The organism is Pseudomonas sp. 13B_2.1_Bac1, assembly GCF_025466155.1.
Taxonomy (GTDB): Bacteria; Pseudomonadota; Gammaproteobacteria; order Pseudomonadales; family Pseudomonadaceae; genus Aquipseudomonas; species Aquipseudomonas aylmerensis.
This window is the reverse complement of record NZ_JANLOH010000013.1, coordinates 21716-38185: the sequence shown is the minus strand read 5'-3', so window position 1 is coordinate 38185 and position 16470 is coordinate 21716. Positions and strand designations below refer to the sequence as shown.

Below are 16470 nucleotides of genomic sequence, written 5' to 3'. Positions count from 1 at the left end.
AAGGGGAAGATGCTCGATGACTGCTGAAACACAGGTTCCAGAAGAATCCCTCTTGCCGCTGTCCCAGGCATTGTTGCTGCCCAGGATCGCGATCGAAAGCACCACTCCCGTGATCGATGGCGGCGAATTCGCCGTCAAGGCGGTGGTTGGCCAGCGCATTGACGTCACCAGCAAAGTCTTTGCCGACGGCCACGACAAGCTGGCGGTGCTGATCCGCTGGCGCCCGCTGCACCAGGAAAACTGGCACAGCGTGGTGATGAACGACGTGGGCAACAATGGCTGGGAAGGCGGGTTTACCGTCAGTGACCAAGGCCCCCACGAATACTGCATTGAAGCCTGGATCGATACCTTCGCCAGCTTCTGCTACGAACTGCGCAAAAAACATGAGGCCGGGGTACCGGTCAGCCTGGAGTTGCAGGAAGGTCGCAGCCTTGTGCTGCAGGCCGCCGAACGCAGCGACAACGAGTTGCGCGACCGCCTGATGCTGCTGCACCACGAACTCTCCGGCCTGCTGGAAACCGAGCAGGTCGCGCAGTTCCTGCACGAAGACAGTGCACATTTGATGACCCAGGCCGACCACCGTGCCTATTTGAGCATCAGCCGTGTCTACCCGATTGATGTCGAGCGCGAGGCGGCGCAATTTGCCAGCTGGTACGAGCTGTTTCCGCGCTCGATCACTGACGATCCCGCCCGTCACGGCACCTTTAACGATGTGCACTCGCGCCTGTCGATGATCCACGACATGGGATTTGACGTGCTGTATTTCCCGCCGATCCATCCCATCGGCCGCAGCCATCGCAAGGGCAAGAACAATTCCCTCACCGCCGGTCCGGAGGATCCGGGCAGCCCGTATGCGATCGGCAGCGAGGAGGGCGGCCATGAGGCAATCCATCCGCAATTGGGCAGTCGCGATGACTTCCGGCGCCTGGTCAAGGCCGCCGCCGATCACGGCCTGGAAATCGCCCTGGACTTCGCCATCCAATGCTCCCAGGACCATCCGTGGCTCAAGCAACACCCGGGCTGGTTCAACTGGCGCCCGGACGGCACGATCAAATACGCCGAGAACCCGCCGAAGAAATACCAGGACATCGTCAACGTCGACTTCTATGCCGCCGACGCGATCCCGAGCCTGTGGACCGAATTGCGCGACATCGTGGTGGGCTGGGTGGAAGAGGGCGTGAAGACTTTTCGCGTCGACAACCCTCACACCAAGCCGCTGCCGTTCTGGCAATGGCTGATCAGCGACGTGCGATCCAAGTACCCCGACGTGATCTTTCTCGCCGAGGCGTTCACCACACCGGCGATGATGGCGCGCCTGGGCAAGGTCGGCTATTCCCAGAGCTACACCTATTTCACCTGGCGCAACACCAAGGCCGAACTCGGTGAGTACCTGACGCAGCTGAACCAGTCGCCGTGGCGTGAATGCTACCGGCCGAACTTCTTCGTCAACACGCCGGACATCAACCCCGGCTTCCTGCACGAATCCGGTCGGCCGGGGTTTCTCATCCGCGCCGCACTGGCGACCATGGGCTCGGGCCTGTGGGGCATGTATTCGGGGTTCGAGCTGTGCGAAGCGGCGCCGGTGCCGGGCAAAGAGGAATACCTGGACTCGGAGAAATACGAGATCCGTCCCCGGGACTTCACCGCGCCCGGCAACATCATTGCCGAGATCGCCCAACTCAACCGCATTCGCCGACAGAACCCGGCCCTGCACACGCACTTGGGCCTCAAGCTCTACAACGCCTGGAATGACAACATCCTGTATTTCGGCAAACGCAGCGAGGATGGCAGCAACTTCATCCTGGTGGCCGTCAACCTCGACCCGTTCAACGCCCAGGAAGCGCATTTCGAGCTGCCGCTATGGGAGTTGGGCCTGCCCGACGATGCCCAGACCCAAGGCGAAGACTTGATGAACGGCCATCGCTGGACCTGGTACGGCAAAAACCAGTGGACCCGCCTGGAGCCGCATATGCCGTTCGGGATCTGGCGCCTCACTGTTGCCTGAGACCGTCTCCCCTGCACGCGCCGGCTCGCCGGCGATGGCAGCGGGCCTGACACCTTTTTTTCGCTGAAACACCGCGACCGCCGGCAAGCCGGCTCCGACACGGGTTCGCGGTGTTTCAAGTGGATGTTCACGCATTTCAGGAGTTTCCAATGGCGAAGAAACCCAAGGCTGCCACCTTTATCAAAGACCCGCTCTGGTACAAGGACGCGGTGATCTATCAGGTTCACGTCAAATCCTATTTCGACTCCAACAACGACGGCATCGGTGACTTTCCCGGGCTGATCGCCAAGCTCGACTACATCGCCGACCTGGGCGTGAACACCATCTGGCTGCTGCCGTTCTACCCCTCGCCGCGCCGCGACGATGGCTATGACATTGCCGAGTACCGGGGCGTGCACAGCGACTACGGGACCATGGCCGACGCCAAGCGCTTTATCGCCGAGGCCCACAAGCGCGGATTGCGGGTCATCACCGAGTTGGTGATCAACCACACCTCGGACCAGCACCCATGGTTCCAACGCGCGCGCAAGGCCAAGCCCGGTTCGGCGGCGCGGGACTTCTACGTGTGGTCGGATGATGACCAGAAGTACGACGGCACACGCATCATTTTCCTCGACACCGAAAAATCCAACTGGACCTGGGACCCGGTCGCCGGCCAGTACTTCTGGCACCGCTTCTATTCCCACCAGCCGGACCTCAATTTCGACAACCCGCAGGTGATGAAAGCCGTGCTGTCGGTGATGCGCTACTGGCTGGACATGGGCATCGACGGCCTGCGCCTGGACGCGATTCCCTACCTGATCGAGCGCGATGGCACCAACAACGAAAACCTTCCGGAAACCCACGGCGTGCTCAAGCAGATCCGCGCCGAGATCGACGCGCATTACCCCGACCGCATGCTGCTCGCCGAGGCCAACCAGTGGCCTGAAGACACCCAGCTGTACTTCGGTGACCGCAAGGGTGATGACGGTGACGAGTGCCACATGGCCTTCCACTTCCCGCTGATGCCGCGCATGTACATGGCGCTGGCCCAGGAAGATCGCTTCCCGATCACCGACATCCTGCGCCAGACTCCGGAGATCCCCGCCAACTGCCAATGGGCGATTTTCCTGCGCAACCACGATGAACTGACCCTGGAAATGGTCACCGACAAAGAACGCGATTACCTGTGGAACTACTACGCCGCTGACCGCCGCGCGCGGATCAACCTGGGTATCCGCCGGCGCCTGGCGCCGTTGGTGGAGCGTGACCGTCGACGTGTCGAATTGCTCAACAGCTTGTTGCTGTCGATGCCAGGCACGCCGACCCTGTATTACGGCGATGAAATCGGCATGGGCGACAACATCTACCTGGGCGACCGTGACGGGGTGCGCACGCCGATGCAGTGGTCCATCGACCGCAACGGCGGTTTTTCCCGCGCCAACCCGGCGAGCCTGGTGTTGCCGCCGATCATGGACCCGCAATACGGCTACCAGTCGGTCAACGTCGAAACCCAGGCCCAGGATCCACACTCGCTGCTCAACTGGACCCGCCGCATGCTTGCGGTACGCAAGCAGTCCAAGGCGTTCGGCCGTGGCAGCCTGAAAATGCTCTCGCCCAGCAACCGCCGCATCCTCGCCTACACCCGCGAATTCACCGGCGACGATGGGCGTACCGAAATCATCCTGTGCGTGGCCAACGTGTCGCGCAGTGCCCAGGCAGCCGAACTGGACCTGTCGGCCTTCGCCGGCATGGTGCCGGTGGAGATGCTGGGCGGTAATGCATTCCCGCCGATTGGCCAGCTGAATTTCCTGCTGACCCTGGCGCCATACGGCTTCTATTGGTTCGTGCTGGCGGCAGAAAACCAGATGCCGAGCTGGCATGTGGAACCGGCGCAAAGCATGCCGGACTTCACCACGCTGGTGCTGAAAAAACGCATGGAAGAGCTGCTCGAAGAGCCGTGCCGCGCGACCCTGGAGCAGACCTCGCTGCCGGCCTGGCTGCCCAAGCGGCGCTGGTTTGCCGGCAAGGACACGGCCATCGACAGCGTGCGCATTGTCTATGGCGCACGCTTTGGCGACCCGCAGCACCCGGTGTTGCTCAGCGAGCTTGAGGTGACCGCGGGTGGCCAGGTCAACCGTTATCAGCTGCCGTTCGGCTTTCTCGGCGAAGACCAGTTCACCAGCGCCTTGCCACAGCAATTGGCGCTGGCCCGCGTGCGCCGTGTGCGCCAGGTCGGGTTGGTGACGGATGCCTTCAGCCTTGAGCACTTTATTCGCGCGGTCATCCAGGGCCTGCAAGCCGGCACCGTGCTGAACACCAGCGATGGCGACCTGCGTTTTGAAGCCACGCCTCACCTGGCCAAGTTGCAGCTCAATGACGAGTCGGTGGTGCGCTACCTGTCGGCCGAGCAGTCCAACAGTTCAGTGGTGGTGGGCGAAAGCCTGGTGCTCAAACTGATCCGCAAAGTCAGCGCCGGGGTGCACCCGGAGCTGGAAATGAGCGCCTACCTGACCGCCGCCGACTACCCGAACATTTCACCATTGCTGGGCTCGATGGTGCGCCGCGATGCGGCGGGCGACGACAACCTGTTGATGATTGCCCAAGGCTACCTGAGCAACCAGGGCGATGCCTGGAGCTGGACCCAGAACAACCTCGAACGCGCGATCCGCGACGAACTCGCCGAAGCCATCTCCGAGCAGGAACAACACTACAACGCCCTGGGCGAACTGGCCGACTTTGCCGGATTGCTCGGGCAGCGCCTGGGCGAGATGCATGGGGTACTGGGGGCGAAGACCACCAACAAAGACTTCAAGCCCGAGGTCACCACGGTCAAGGACACCCAGGCCTGGGCCAAGGATGTCGGTGCACAGATCGACCGCGCCCTGCAATTGCTCAAGCTGCACCAAAGCCAATTGAACCCTGGCGATCAGGCGCTGGTCAGTGAATTGCTGGCGCAGAAAAAAGCCATCGCCAGCCATGTGCAGGCCTTGGCGAAAGCCACGCTGGGCGGCCTGCGCATTCGTGTCCACGGTGATTTGCACCTGGGCCAGGTGCTGGTGGTGAAGGGCGATGCCTACCTGATCGACTTTGAAGGCGAGCCCGCGCGGCCGCTGCATGAGCGCCGGGGCAAGCACAGCCCGTACAAGGATGTGAGCGGGGTGTTGCGCTCCTTTGATTACGCGGCGGCGATGGCGCTGAATGTGCAGGGCGTGGATCACTCGACGGAGGCGGACATTGCCCGCAAGCGCGTGACCGACCGTTACCTGAAAGAAGCGCGCCAGGCATTTATCCAGGCTTATCAGGCAGCTACGTCTACACTGGCGCATGACTGGCAGGATGCCAAGGGCCAGGACGCTGCGCTGACGTTGTTCAGCCTCGAGAAGGCCGCGTATGAAGTGGCTTACGAAGCGGAAAATCGCCCGACCTGGCTGCCAGTGCCCCTGCAAGGGTTGCACGGCTTGCTGAGCGGGCTTGTACCTATATCGAAAACTGTACGCGGTGGGGAGACGTCATGAGCTTTACACATAAAGAACCGCTGCAGCCGAAATTGACTGCATTGCCGGCGTCCAACGACGTCGAAGCGCTGGTGCGCGCCGAGCACCATGATCCGTTCTCGATCCTGGGGCCGCACGATGACGAGCAGGGCGGCCAGTTTATCCGCGCCTTCCTGCCGGAAGCCCTCAGTGTGCAGGTGCTGGCACGCGACAGCGGCGAGCAGATCGGCAGCCTCGATGCGACCCAGGTGCCGGGTTTGTTTGTCGGGCACTTCGCGACTCGCCAGGCCTACCTGCTGAAAATCCAGTGGGCGGGCGGTGAGCAGATCACCGAAGACCCGTACAGCTTCCAGCAACTGCTGCTGGGTGAAATGGACCTGTACCTGTTTGCCGAAGGCAATCACCGCGACCTCGGCAGCTGCCTGGGCGCCCAAGTGACCAGCGTCGACGGCGTGGAGGGCGTGCGATTTGCCGTGTGGGCGCCGAATGCCCGGCGTGTGTCGGTGGTCGGCGACTTCAACATCTGGGACGGGCGTCGGCACCCGATGCGCCTGCGTCATCCGTCCGGTGTATGGGAGATCTTTATCCCACGCCTGCAACCGGGCGCAGCCTACAAATACGAAATTCTCGCTGCCAACGGGATCCTGCCGCTCAAGGCCGACCCGATGGCGCTGGCGACCCAACTGCCGCCGGACACCGCCTCCAAGGTCGCGGCGCCGTTGCAGGTGGACTGGCAGGACCATGCGTGGATGCAGTCGCGCGTCGAGCGTCAGAAGACCACCGCGCCGCTGTCGATCTACGAGCTGCACGTGGGTTCCTGGCAGTGCGAGCTGGACGAGGCGGGCGAGGTCTCGCGCCAATACAACTGGCGCGAGCTGGCCGAACGGCTGGTGCCCTATGTGCAGCAACTGGGCTTCACCCACGTTGAACTGATGCCGATCATGGAGCACCCGTTCGGCGGCTCCTGGGGCTATCAGGCGCTGTCGCAATTCGCCCCGACGGCACGCTTTGGCTCGCCGGAAGACTTTGCCTACTTCGTCAATGCACTGCATCAGGCGGATATTGGTGTGATTCTCGACTGGGTGCCGGCGCATTTTCCTACCGATACCCACGGTCTGGCGCAGTTCGATGGCACCGCGCTGTATGAATACGCCAATCCGCTCGAAGGCTTTCACCAGGATTGGGACACGCTGATCTACAACCTGGGCCGCACCGAAGTCCACGGCTTCATGCTGGCTTCGGCGCTGCACTGGCTCAAGCACTTCCACATCGATGGGCTGCGCGTGGATGCCGTGGCGTCGATGCTGTACCGCGATTATTCGCGCAAGGCCGGCGAATGGGTGCCCAATCGCCACGGCGGTCGCGAGAACCTCGAAGCCATCGACTTCCTGCGCCACCTCAACGACGTGGTCGCCCTGGAGGCGCCCGGCGCGCTGGTGATTGCCGAAGAATCCACCGCCTGGCCCGGCGTCAGCCAGCCCACCCAACAGGGCGGCCTGGGTTTCAACTACAAGTGGAACATGGGCTGGATGCACGATTCGCTGCACTACATCCAGCAGGACCCGGTGTACCGCGCCCATCACCACAATGAACTGAGCTTCGGCCTGGTGTATGCCTGGTCCGAGCGTTTCATCCTGCCGATTTCCCACGATGAAGTGGTGCACGGCAAGCACTCGTTGATCGACAAGATGCCCGGCGACCGCTGGCAAAAATTTGCCAACCTGCGCGCTTACCTGGCGTTCATGTGGATGCACCCTGGCAAGAAGCTGCTGTTCATGGGCTGCGAATTCGGCCAGTGGCGCGAGTGGAACCACGATCAGCAGCTGGATTGGTACCTGCTGCAATACCCGGAACACCGCGGCGTGCAGAAACTGGTGGGCGACTTGAACCGCCTGTACCGCGAGGAACCGGCCCTGCACGAACAGGACGACGCGCCCCAGGGCTTCCAATGGCTGATCGGCGACGATGCGATCAACAGCGTGTATGCCTGGCTGCGCTGGAGCAAGGATGGCAAGCCGGTGCTGGTGGTTGCCAACTTCACCCCGGTGCCGCGTGAGGCGTACGCCGTCGGCGTGCCGTTTGCCGGGAGCTGGAGCGAAGTGCTCAACAGCGACGCCGACCTGTATGCGGGTTCCAATTACGGTAACGGTGGCACCGTTTCCACGCGTGATGAGCCGCGTCATGGGCAGGCGGTCTCGCTGTCGTTGAATCTGCCGCCGTTGGGGGTGCTGATTCTGCGGCCGCAAGCGCTTTAAAGCGCTCTACACGGCTGGATTCTGTTGTCCGCGCTACTGGCAGGGTGCCACAATGGCACCCTTGTCGTGGCAGTTGAATCAGGCGAATTTCATGAACGGCCTTGGGCGTAGGCAGGACCAGGATTGCTTTATAGAGGAACAGGTGCGGACTGACCGTTTGCATCAGTTGTTTCGGCAATCCTTTGCCGCGATTTTCGGCAGTTACCTCGCTGCGGTGATGCTCTGCTGGCTGTGTTGGGAGCGCTTTGACCACACGGTCATGCTGGTCTGGCTATTGGTGCTGGCGGCCACGTCATTGCTGCGGGTCAAGATGTTCATGGAGTGGTTCCGCTGTCCCAACGACGAGCGCACCCCGCAGCGCTGGGAGCGTCGCTACTGGATCACGCTGATGCTGTCTGCCGGCGTCTGGGGTGCCGGCGCACTGGCCGTGATGCCGACAGACGATCGAGTGTCGCAGGTGCTGGTCATGCTGTTTACGGTGGGCATGTCGGTCAGTGCCGTCTCGTGTTATTCCGCGTATCGCTACATGACCCTGGCGTCCCTGGCCCTGGTGCTGCTGCCGTGCACGCTGTGGCTGTTGTTCCAGCCGTCGTCGATGCAAGTCGGGGTGGCTGTCGCGGTGCTGGTGTTCTCCACGTTTGTGGTCAGCGCCACGCGCAAGCTGTCGGATGCGCTGGAAAAAGCCTTTCGCCTGACCCGGCAAATGGAACGGGCCCACAACATCTCTACACGCGCCGCACAGACCGACGAACTCACCGGGCTGATGAACCGTCGCGCGTTTTTCGAACATGCCCAGGTGTTGTACGCGCAATGCCGCCACAACCAGCAGCCGTTGTGCGCGCTGATGCTGGACATGGACCATTTCAAGCAGATCAACGATACCTACGGTCACCAGGCCGGTGACCAGGTGTTGCGCCAGATTGGCGGGGTGATCAGTGCTTCGTTCCGCCAGGCCGATGTGTACGGCCGCCTGGGGGGCGAGGAGTTCGCGGTGCTGCTGCCCAATACCTCGCTGGAGGCGGCGCGAGACATTGCCGAGCAGTTGGTCAAGGCGATTTCCGGCCTGGTCTCCGAGCCGGTGCATGGCTTGACCGCCAGCCTCGGCGTGGCCTCCACCCATACCCTTGACCAGGATTTGCACGGCCTGATGAACACCGCCGACAAGGCGCTGTACCGCGCCAAGGCCTTGGGTCGCAATCAAGTGGCCGTGGCGGAATAGGCTCAGTCCTTGAGCATGGCCTTGGCCAGCACCCGTGCGACCTGGTCGGCGGAATAGGGCTTGGCGAGGAACTCGAAGCCTTCATAGCCGCTGTCAGCCAGCTCCTCGCTGTAGCCCGACGTGAGAACTATCGGCAGGTCCGGCCGGCGCTCGCGCAGCACCCTGGCCATCATCACGCCGGTGATCCCCGGCATGACCACGTCCGAGAACACCCCGTCGAAGGCCATGGCGTCCGCGCCGGCCATCGCCAGTGCCTGTTCGGCATCGGTGGCCCAGGTGGTCTGGTAGCCCAGGTCCTGGAGGATCTGGTTGGCGAAGCGGCCCACGTCGAGGTTGTCTTCCACGATGAGGATATGGCGGTGCGACGGGTCATGGTCCGGGCACGCGGCTTGCTGCAGGTGCGCCAACTGGACTGCCTGGGACTCAACGGCCGGCAGGTACAGGGTAAATACCGTGCCCTGGCCCGGGGTGCTGGCCACGTCGACGTTGCCGCCGGACTGCTTGGCGAAACCGAACACCTGGGACAAGCCCAGCCCGGTGCCTTTGCCGACGGCCTTGGTGGTAAAGAACGGCTCGAAGATGCGCTCCAGGTTGTCGCTGGCCATGCCGCTGCCGGTGTCCGCCAGGGACACCGTGACGAAGGGCTGGCGCGACTCGGCGTCGCCACGGATACGCGGCAGGGCCGCCACGGTGGTCACGCGCAGGGTCAGCGTGCCTTGGCCGTTCATGGCGTCACGGGCGTTGAGGGCCATATTGATCAGCGCGGTTTCGAACTGGCTGGAGTCGACGCGCACATGGCACGGGCTGTCGGGCAGCTCGACGCGCACCTGGATCCGCGCCCCGGTGAGGCTTTCCAGCATCTCGCCGATATTCTTGACCCGCAGGCTCACATCGAACACTTCCGGGTTCAATGGCTGGCGCCGGGCGAAGGCGAGCAGCTGGCTGGTGAGTTTGCTCGCCCGCTCGACGGTGTCCGACACCGCGCCCATGTAACGTTGGCGCCGCTCCTCGGAGAGACCGGGCTGGCGCAGGAAATCCACCGACGAGCGAATGATCGTCAGCAGGTTGTTGAAGTCATGGGCGACGCCGCCGGTCAACTGGCCGATGGCTTCCAGCTTCTGGGACTGGCGCAGCGCGGCTTCGGCCTGGGAGAGGGCGGTGGTGCGTTCCGCCACCCGCTGTTCCAGGGTCGCATTCAGCTCGGTGAATGCCGCCAGGCCTTCACGCACGGCGACGTCGGCACGCACGCGCTCGATATGTGCCCAGGAGCGTTCGGTGACTTCGCCCACCAGGGCCAGGTCATAGGGCGACCACACGCGCGCCGCTTTGTGATGCACGGCCATCAGCGCGGTGAGCCGGCCATGCTTGATCAGCGGGAAACACACGGTCGCCAACGCGCCCAGGGCCTGGTAGCTGGCGGCGATGTGCGGCGCGAATTCGATGCGATTGTCCTGCACCACCACCGGCTCGCCGGCATGCAGGCGTTGTACGGCCAACTCACCGAACGAAGCCAGGCTGTAGCGTCCGACGATGCTCGGCGAGCCGGGCGCCGCCCAATTGCCGCGAATGGTGAAGCCGTCTTCATCGGCGTCCATGTCTGCATAGGCGCAGTTGGACACCTGCAGGTGCTCGGCCAGCAGGCGCGTGGTGGTGGACATGATGGTTTCGGCATCGGTGGCATTGGTCACGGCGTTGCCGATCGCATCCAGCACCGCCAGGCGCCGCGCAAGAAATACCGTGGCGGTGGTTTCGGTCACCGTGTCCAGCAAGCCGACGACCTTGCCCTGCGGATCGCGGATAGGGCTGTAGCAAAAGGTGAAGTAGGCCTGCTCGGGGCCCGCGCCACGCTCGATCAGCAGCGGGAAGTTCTCGATGTAGGTGGCATGCCCTTCGAAAGCCGCGTCCGCGATGGGGCCGACCTGGTCCCACACTTCGTGCCAGGTTTCGCTGAAAGGTCGCCCCAGCGAATAGGGTTTGTCGCCAAGGATGGGCACAAACGCATCGTTGTAGAGCGTGATCAGGTGCGGCCCCCAGACGATGGCCTGGGGAAAGCTCGAGGCAAAGCACAACGCTACCGTGGTCTTGAGCACATCCGGCCATTGTTCCAGCGGGCCCAGGGGCGTACTTGCCCAATCATGCTGGCGTACCCGCTCAGCCATGTCGCTGCTGCTTTGCAGCCAATTCATCATTGGGAGAACACCTTGTTTGCCACAATCGGTCGAGCGCCTGAAGAGGTCAGGCTAACAAGCAACAGACCGGAATGACCGTTGCCAGTTCAGCGGAATTATCCACGAGATGGCAATTTGATGCTGCATCCATTTGAATAGATAAATATTCCGCGATCCGGGCGCTGTTTTTTACTGCGATGTGCCGAATAAACCGGTCCAGTAGATCCCTGCGTCACTTTTCGGGTCCATGGCATAGGCCGCGCCCAATTCGCGAAACTGCGGGTTCATCAGGTTGGCGCAATGCCCGGGGCTGGCGAGCCAGCCGTCGACGACCTTGCGCGGCGTGTCCAGGCCGGCGGCGATGTTTTCGCCGATGTTTTTCGCCGGGTAGCCGGCCAGTTCGGCGCGGTCACCGGGGGTGCGGCCGTCGTGGTCGAGGTGGTCGAAGAAATTGCCGTTGGCCATGTTGCGCGTGTGGCTGTTGGCGGCGCCGGCCAGGTCGTCGTTCCAGGACAGCGGGGTGGTCGCGCTGAATGCCTGGGTGCCGCACTGGCGCGCTTGCGCGCGCGCGGTGTTGATCAGGGTGAGCAGTTGCTTGCCTTCAGTCTGCCAGTCGCCAAGGCCGCTGGACAGCAGTGGACGGGCGAGGACGATGCGCCAGTCCTGGCCGCTGTTACTCACACCGATATCGACAAATTGCGGGTCCAGCACCACGCGGCAGAAACTCTCGCGCACCGCCTTCATGGCAGCCTGGGCATCCTTGGGGCCGGACAGGCTGATGGCCTGTACATTCACCATCGGGTATGCCGCCCGGGCCAGGGCCTGTTGCAAGTCGCCGACATTGGTGGCCGGCAGCACCAGGCGGGTGTCGCTGGCCAAAGGTGGCAGTTCCTGGGAACCCTGGTCACCGCAGCGCTGTACCTGGCTGCGGTAGTCGTTGATCTGTTGCACCAGCTGGATTTCTTCATTCGCCATCGCGCTGGCGCAGAACACCGTACTGGCGGCCAGCGTCGTAAGACCCATCATCAATGACAGAACGCGCATGGACGTTACCCTTGAGCTTGAAAGTGCCCATGATGCGCGATGTAGGTGCGTCCATGCACCCGTTGGTCCGAACTTTTTTCCTCAGTTCTTGAATGCCGAGTGCTTGCGGCCCTGGTCACACAACGCAAACACCACCACCAGCAGCGCCGAAATGGCGAGGATTATCACCACGCCATCAGTGGAATGGGTGGCCGATGCCGCCACCATCGACAGCGCACCCAGTGGCGCCAGGCCGCCAGCGATGGCGGTGCCGATTTCACGGCCGGTACCGAAGCCGGAAGAGCGCGTCTGGGTCGGGAACTGCCGGCTCAGGAACGAGCCCTGCGGGGCAAACATCATCGGTGCGAGGACGCCGGTGCCGACGCCGATCGCAATGTAGATCATCAGGCTTTCGCCGCTGTTGAGCAGGGCCAGGAACGGGTAGGCGAACAGCAGCGAGCACAGCCCGCCGAGGATCAGCACGTGCTTGCTGCTCCACTTGTCACACAGCCAGCCGAAGCATGGCACGGCGACGATGGCGATCAGGCTGGCGATGGTTACCGACAGCGACGTGACGTGCACATCCACGCCTTTGAATTGGGTCAGGTACGCCAGGGAGAAGGTCTTGAAGATGTAGCTCAGGGCGTTGTAGCCGATGGCCACGAAGAACACCACCGCCAGGCCTTTGAGGTCGTTCTTGAACAGGGCCTTGAGCGGCGAGGCCTTGGCCTTGGCGGCTTCTTTGCTCAGCTCCTTGAACTGCGGGGTTTCCGGAATGCTCTTGCGTACCCACAGGCCGACGCCCACCAGCACGATGCTGCAGACGAAGGGAATACGCCAGCCGCCGGCCAGCAGGAACTCGTTGCCGTTGATGGTCAGCAGGTACACGGTGAGCGACGAGAGCAACAGGCCCAAGTTCAGGCCCAGCGCCGGCCATGCGCCCTGGCTGCCGCGCTTGCCCTGCGCAGCGTGCTCATACGAGGTGACCGCTGCGCCGGACAGTTCGGCCCCCGCACCCAGGCCCTGGATGATGCGGATGAACACCAGCACGATCGGCGCCCAGATGCCGATGGAGGCGTAGCTGGGGATCAGGCCGATCAGCGTGGTGCACACGCCCATCAGGCAGAAGGTCAGTACCAGCACTTGCTTGCGACCGAACTTGTCGCCCAGGTAGCCAAACAGGATGCCGCCGAACGGGCGTGCGATAAAGCCGATGGCAAAGGTCGAAAAGGCCATCAGCGTGGCGGTCTTCGGGTCGCTGTTATCGAAGAAGATTTTCGAGAACACAATCGCCGCCATGGTCGCGTACAGGTAAAAGTCGTACCACTCCAGCATTGAGCCAAAGATAGTCGCGGCGGCGACTTTGCGCAGGCGCTTGCGGGTTTGTTCGGGCGTTTCGGTGCCGGGGATGGAGGCAGATGCCGTCATGCTGTACTTCCTTCTGAGTCTTTGTAGTTATTGTCAAATGGAGGCGTATTGCCGGGTGTTACTGGGGCGTGAACAGGCGGTCGGCGATCATCGCGCCGATCGGCATGGCTGACGTCGCGGCCGGTGAGGGCGCGTTGCAGACATGGAGCATTCGCGAGGTCTGGGCGAACAGGAAGTCGTGCACCAGGCTGCCGTCGCGCATCACCGCCTGGGCGCGGATCCCGGCTTCATAGGGCAGCAGGTCGTCGAGGGTCAGTGACGGGCAATACTTGCGGCACTGCTCCAGGTAGCCGGATTTGAACAACGAGTTCTTCATCTCGGTGGTGCCCGAACCGAGGTTCTGCCAGACGGTTTTCCAAAAGCCGGGGAAGCGCGCGTACTCGGCCACGTCGCGCCAGTTGATCGAGAACTTGCGGTAGTTTTCGCGACCCAGGCCCAGCACGGCGTTCGGCCCGACGGTGATGCTGCCGTCGATCATGCGGGTCAGGTGCACACCGAGGAACGGCAAGTCCGGGTCGGGAATCGGGTAGATGAGGTGATTGACGAGGCCGTTTTTTTCCGGTGGCAGGCGGAAGTATTCGCCGCGAAAGGGGATGATCTGGTGGTCGATCTTGATCCCGGCCAGGGTCGCCAGGCGGTCCGACTGCAAGCCAGCGCACACCACCAGGTGACGCGCCCGCCAGGTTTCGCCAAGGGTGTTGATGGTGACGGTGTCGGTGTCTTCATGGATGCCGGTGACGGTGCGTTCCAGGCAGATCTCGCCACCGCTGCGGCGAATCACCCGCGCCATGGTCTCGCACACCTGGCGGTAATCGACGATGCCGGTGGCATCCAGGAACAGCCCGCCCAGGCCGACGATGTTCGGTTCGCGCTCGCGCAACTGGTCCGCATCGAGGCGCTCGACCTGCATGCCGTTGAGTTGGGCGCGGGCATGCAGCGCTTCCATTCGCTGCATTTCCAGCGGGCTGGACGCCACCAGCAGCTTGCCGCACACCTCGAACTTGATGCCGTGCTCGGTGCAGAACTGCTTGGTTGCTTCGGCGCCACGCTTGCACAGGTCGGCCTTGAGACTCCCCGGCGCGTAGTAGATGCCGGCGTGGATCACGCCGCTGTTGTGGCCGGTCTGGTGCTTGGCCAGCACCGATTCCTTTTCGAGGATCACCAGGGAGGCGCCCGGCTGGCGCTTGAGCAGCTCCATGGCGGTGGCGAGGCCGACGATGCCGCCGCCGATGATGCAAAAATCGTGAATCATTGCGTGGGGTACCTACGGTTGCACATCAGTCTGCTTATCAGGTTGTCAGACTAATGTTTTGGTTAAAAAAATGGCGTGTCGAGGACACGCTGCAAAAGGGTGTATTCGGTCAATGTTTGGCGGGCAGTTCCAGGCTCAGGCGGCGTGCTGCCGCACGCAGGTGGGCCTCGGCACTCGCGGCGGCACGCTGGGCGTCGCCGTCGGCAATCGCCTGGAACAGTGCCTGGTGTTCCTGGGTGGCGTCGGCAGAGCCGGTGACAAAACGCGAGGCGGAGTTTTCCCAAGCGGTCTTGCGGGCGCTGGCCAGCTGGCTGCGCAGGAAGTCATGGAAGGCCACGAAGTAGTCATTCTTGCTGGCGTCGGCGATGGCGCGGTGGAACTCCACATCGGCGAGGGCGGCCGCTTCGAAGTTGTCGCGGTGCTCCTGCATGGCCTGCAGCGCGCTTTTCATGCGCTGCAGGTCGGCTTCATCGCGGCGTTGCGCGGCAATCGCGGCGGCCTGGGTCTCGATCCACAGGCGCACTTCGAACATCTGCGCGAGGTCGGGGCGTCGTCCATTCGGCTGCGGGAAACGAAACACCGTACCGGCTGGCGTCTGCGAGATAAACGAGCCCAGGCCCCGGCGCGCAGTGATCACGCCATCGGCCTTGAGCTGGGCAATGGCTTCACGCACTACAGAGCGGCTGACGTTGAGTTGTTCGGCCAGTTGCTGTTCCGTGGGCAAGCGCGACTCCGGCGGCAGTTGGCCGGAGTCGATTTCTGCGCGGATGGCACTGACAACCCGTACGACCAGCGAATCGGGGCGTTGAAGCTCAAGCATGGGAAAACCTTGTTGATCAGGTTGTCAGACAATAGTCGTTACGATTTTACCTTGTCAATATCGGCGTGGCTTTTGGGTGCGGCCGGCAGGCCATACACTCGCCGCAACAGGTACAATCGCCGCTGCCTTGACGCGAAACCCCAGGAATTTGCATGTACAGCCTTACCCGCTACACGACACCGTGCCCCGAGCCCATCAACGCGCAGGTCCTGCAGATGGTGGTGGACAACCTCACCGACATCAGCAGCGTCGCGCTGCCGCCGAGCAACCTGCTCTACAACATCTACCAGTACGCCATCGGTTTTGAAGTGCACCTGTACCTGGAAGCCCTGGACGGTTCAAAGGGGATTGCCGTCGAGTTGGTCGTGGCGATGGACGCGGAAAAACTGCTTGGCTTTTGCCTGTACCTGCCCGTCAAGGACGATCCGCAAGCCTGCGGGATTGCGTTCATGGCCGTGCAAGTCGGCCATCGGCGCCAGGGTGTGGCGCGCGCGATGATGCACGATGTGTTAAGCCGTTATCCCCATGCGGAACTCGCGTGCTCGGTAGAAAAAGTACCGGTTTTTGAACGCATGGGCTTTCAGGTGCGGGGCGCGCGCGGCACCCAGGTGCTGATGAATACCCGCGACTACGGCACTGATGGCCTGATGGGGGTGTTGGACGTGGCGTCGATCTACAGCTCGCTGGAAGTGCGCCAGATCCACACGTACCTGCTGCAAAAGCACGGCAAGCGCGCGATGCTCGACGCGGAGAAACAGCGCGACCGGCATCTGGATCAACTGACGCGCAAGGTGCGGTTGTTCGTCCAGAATCTTCCGGCGTAA

The 16470-nt window shown here is 62.7% G+C and carries 10 protein-coding genes; 5 read left to right on the top strand and 5 right to left on the bottom strand.

All coding sequences use genetic code 11. From position 1 onward, the window contains the following. Positions 1 to 16: 16 nt before the first annotated feature. The 4 genes from NTD80_RS03075 (at position 17) to NTD80_RS03060 (ending at position 8955) form a co-directional block, all read left to right on the top strand. A complete protein-coding gene (locus tag NTD80_RS03075) occupies positions 17 to 2005 on the top strand; it encodes an alpha-1,4-glucan--maltose-1-phosphate maltosyltransferase (protein ID WP_262132100.1) in 1989 nt (662 codons plus the stop codon). Positions 2006 to 2154: 149 nt separating this feature from the next. Next, positions 2155 to 5502 carry a maltose alpha-D-glucosyltransferase gene (gene treS, locus NTD80_RS03070; RefSeq protein ID WP_262132099.1) on the top strand — a complete coding sequence of 1116 codons (3348 nt, stop codon included), beginning with the start codon at positions 2155 to 2157 and terminating at the stop codon, positions 5500 to 5502. Beyond that, positions 5499 to 7736, top strand: coding sequence for a 1,4-alpha-glucan branching protein GlgB (gene glgB, locus NTD80_RS03065; protein ID WP_106804117.1), 2238 nt, complete (start codon positions 5499 to 5501; stop codon positions 7734 to 7736). Before treS ends, glgB begins: the two co-directional genes overlap by 4 nt. A gap of 52 nt (positions 7737 to 7788) precedes the next feature. Further along, a complete protein-coding gene (locus NTD80_RS03060; RefSeq protein ID WP_213552876.1) occupies positions 7789 to 8955 on the top strand; it encodes a sensor domain-containing diguanylate cyclase in 1167 nt (388 codons plus the stop codon). Between the two features lie 2 nt (positions 8956 to 8957). Here NTD80_RS03060 and NTD80_RS03055 read toward each other — a convergent pair whose 3' ends face one another. From NTD80_RS03055 to NTD80_RS03035, 5 genes are all read right to left on the bottom strand, one after another. Next, a complete protein-coding gene (locus tag NTD80_RS03055; protein WP_262132098.1) occupies positions 8958 to 11144 on the bottom strand; it encodes an ATP-binding protein in 2187 nt (728 codons plus the stop codon). 168 nt (positions 11145 to 11312) lie between these two features. Next, positions 11313 to 12167 (bottom strand): CAP domain-containing protein, encoded by an 855-nt coding sequence (locus NTD80_RS03050; RefSeq protein ID WP_262132097.1) that lies wholly within the window; start codon positions 12165 to 12167, stop codon positions 11313 to 11315. 81 nt (positions 12168 to 12248) lie between these two features. Next, positions 12249 to 13574, bottom strand: coding sequence for an MFS transporter (locus NTD80_RS03045; protein ID WP_106804115.1), 1326 nt, complete (start codon positions 13572 to 13574; stop codon positions 12249 to 12251). 58 nt (positions 13575 to 13632) lie between these two features. Then, positions 13633 to 14826: an L-2-hydroxyglutarate oxidase gene (gene lhgO / locus NTD80_RS03040; RefSeq protein WP_262132096.1), complete on the bottom strand. Its 1194-nt coding sequence runs from the start codon at positions 14824 to 14826 to the stop codon at positions 13633 to 13635. A 109-nt stretch (positions 14827 to 14935) separates the two neighbouring features. Further along, the gene (locus NTD80_RS03035; protein ID WP_262132095.1) at positions 14936 to 15646 is read right to left on the bottom strand and encodes a FadR/GntR family transcriptional regulator; all 711 of its coding nucleotides are present in this window, start codon (positions 15644 to 15646) and stop codon (positions 14936 to 14938) included. Positions 15647 to 15798: 152 nt separating this feature from the next. Here NTD80_RS03035 and NTD80_RS03030 point away from each other — a divergent pair, with 152 nt between their 5' ends. Continuing rightward, positions 15799 to 16470 (top strand): GNAT family N-acetyltransferase, encoded by a 672-nt coding sequence (locus NTD80_RS03030; RefSeq protein ID WP_262132094.1) that lies wholly within the window; start codon positions 15799 to 15801, stop codon positions 16468 to 16470.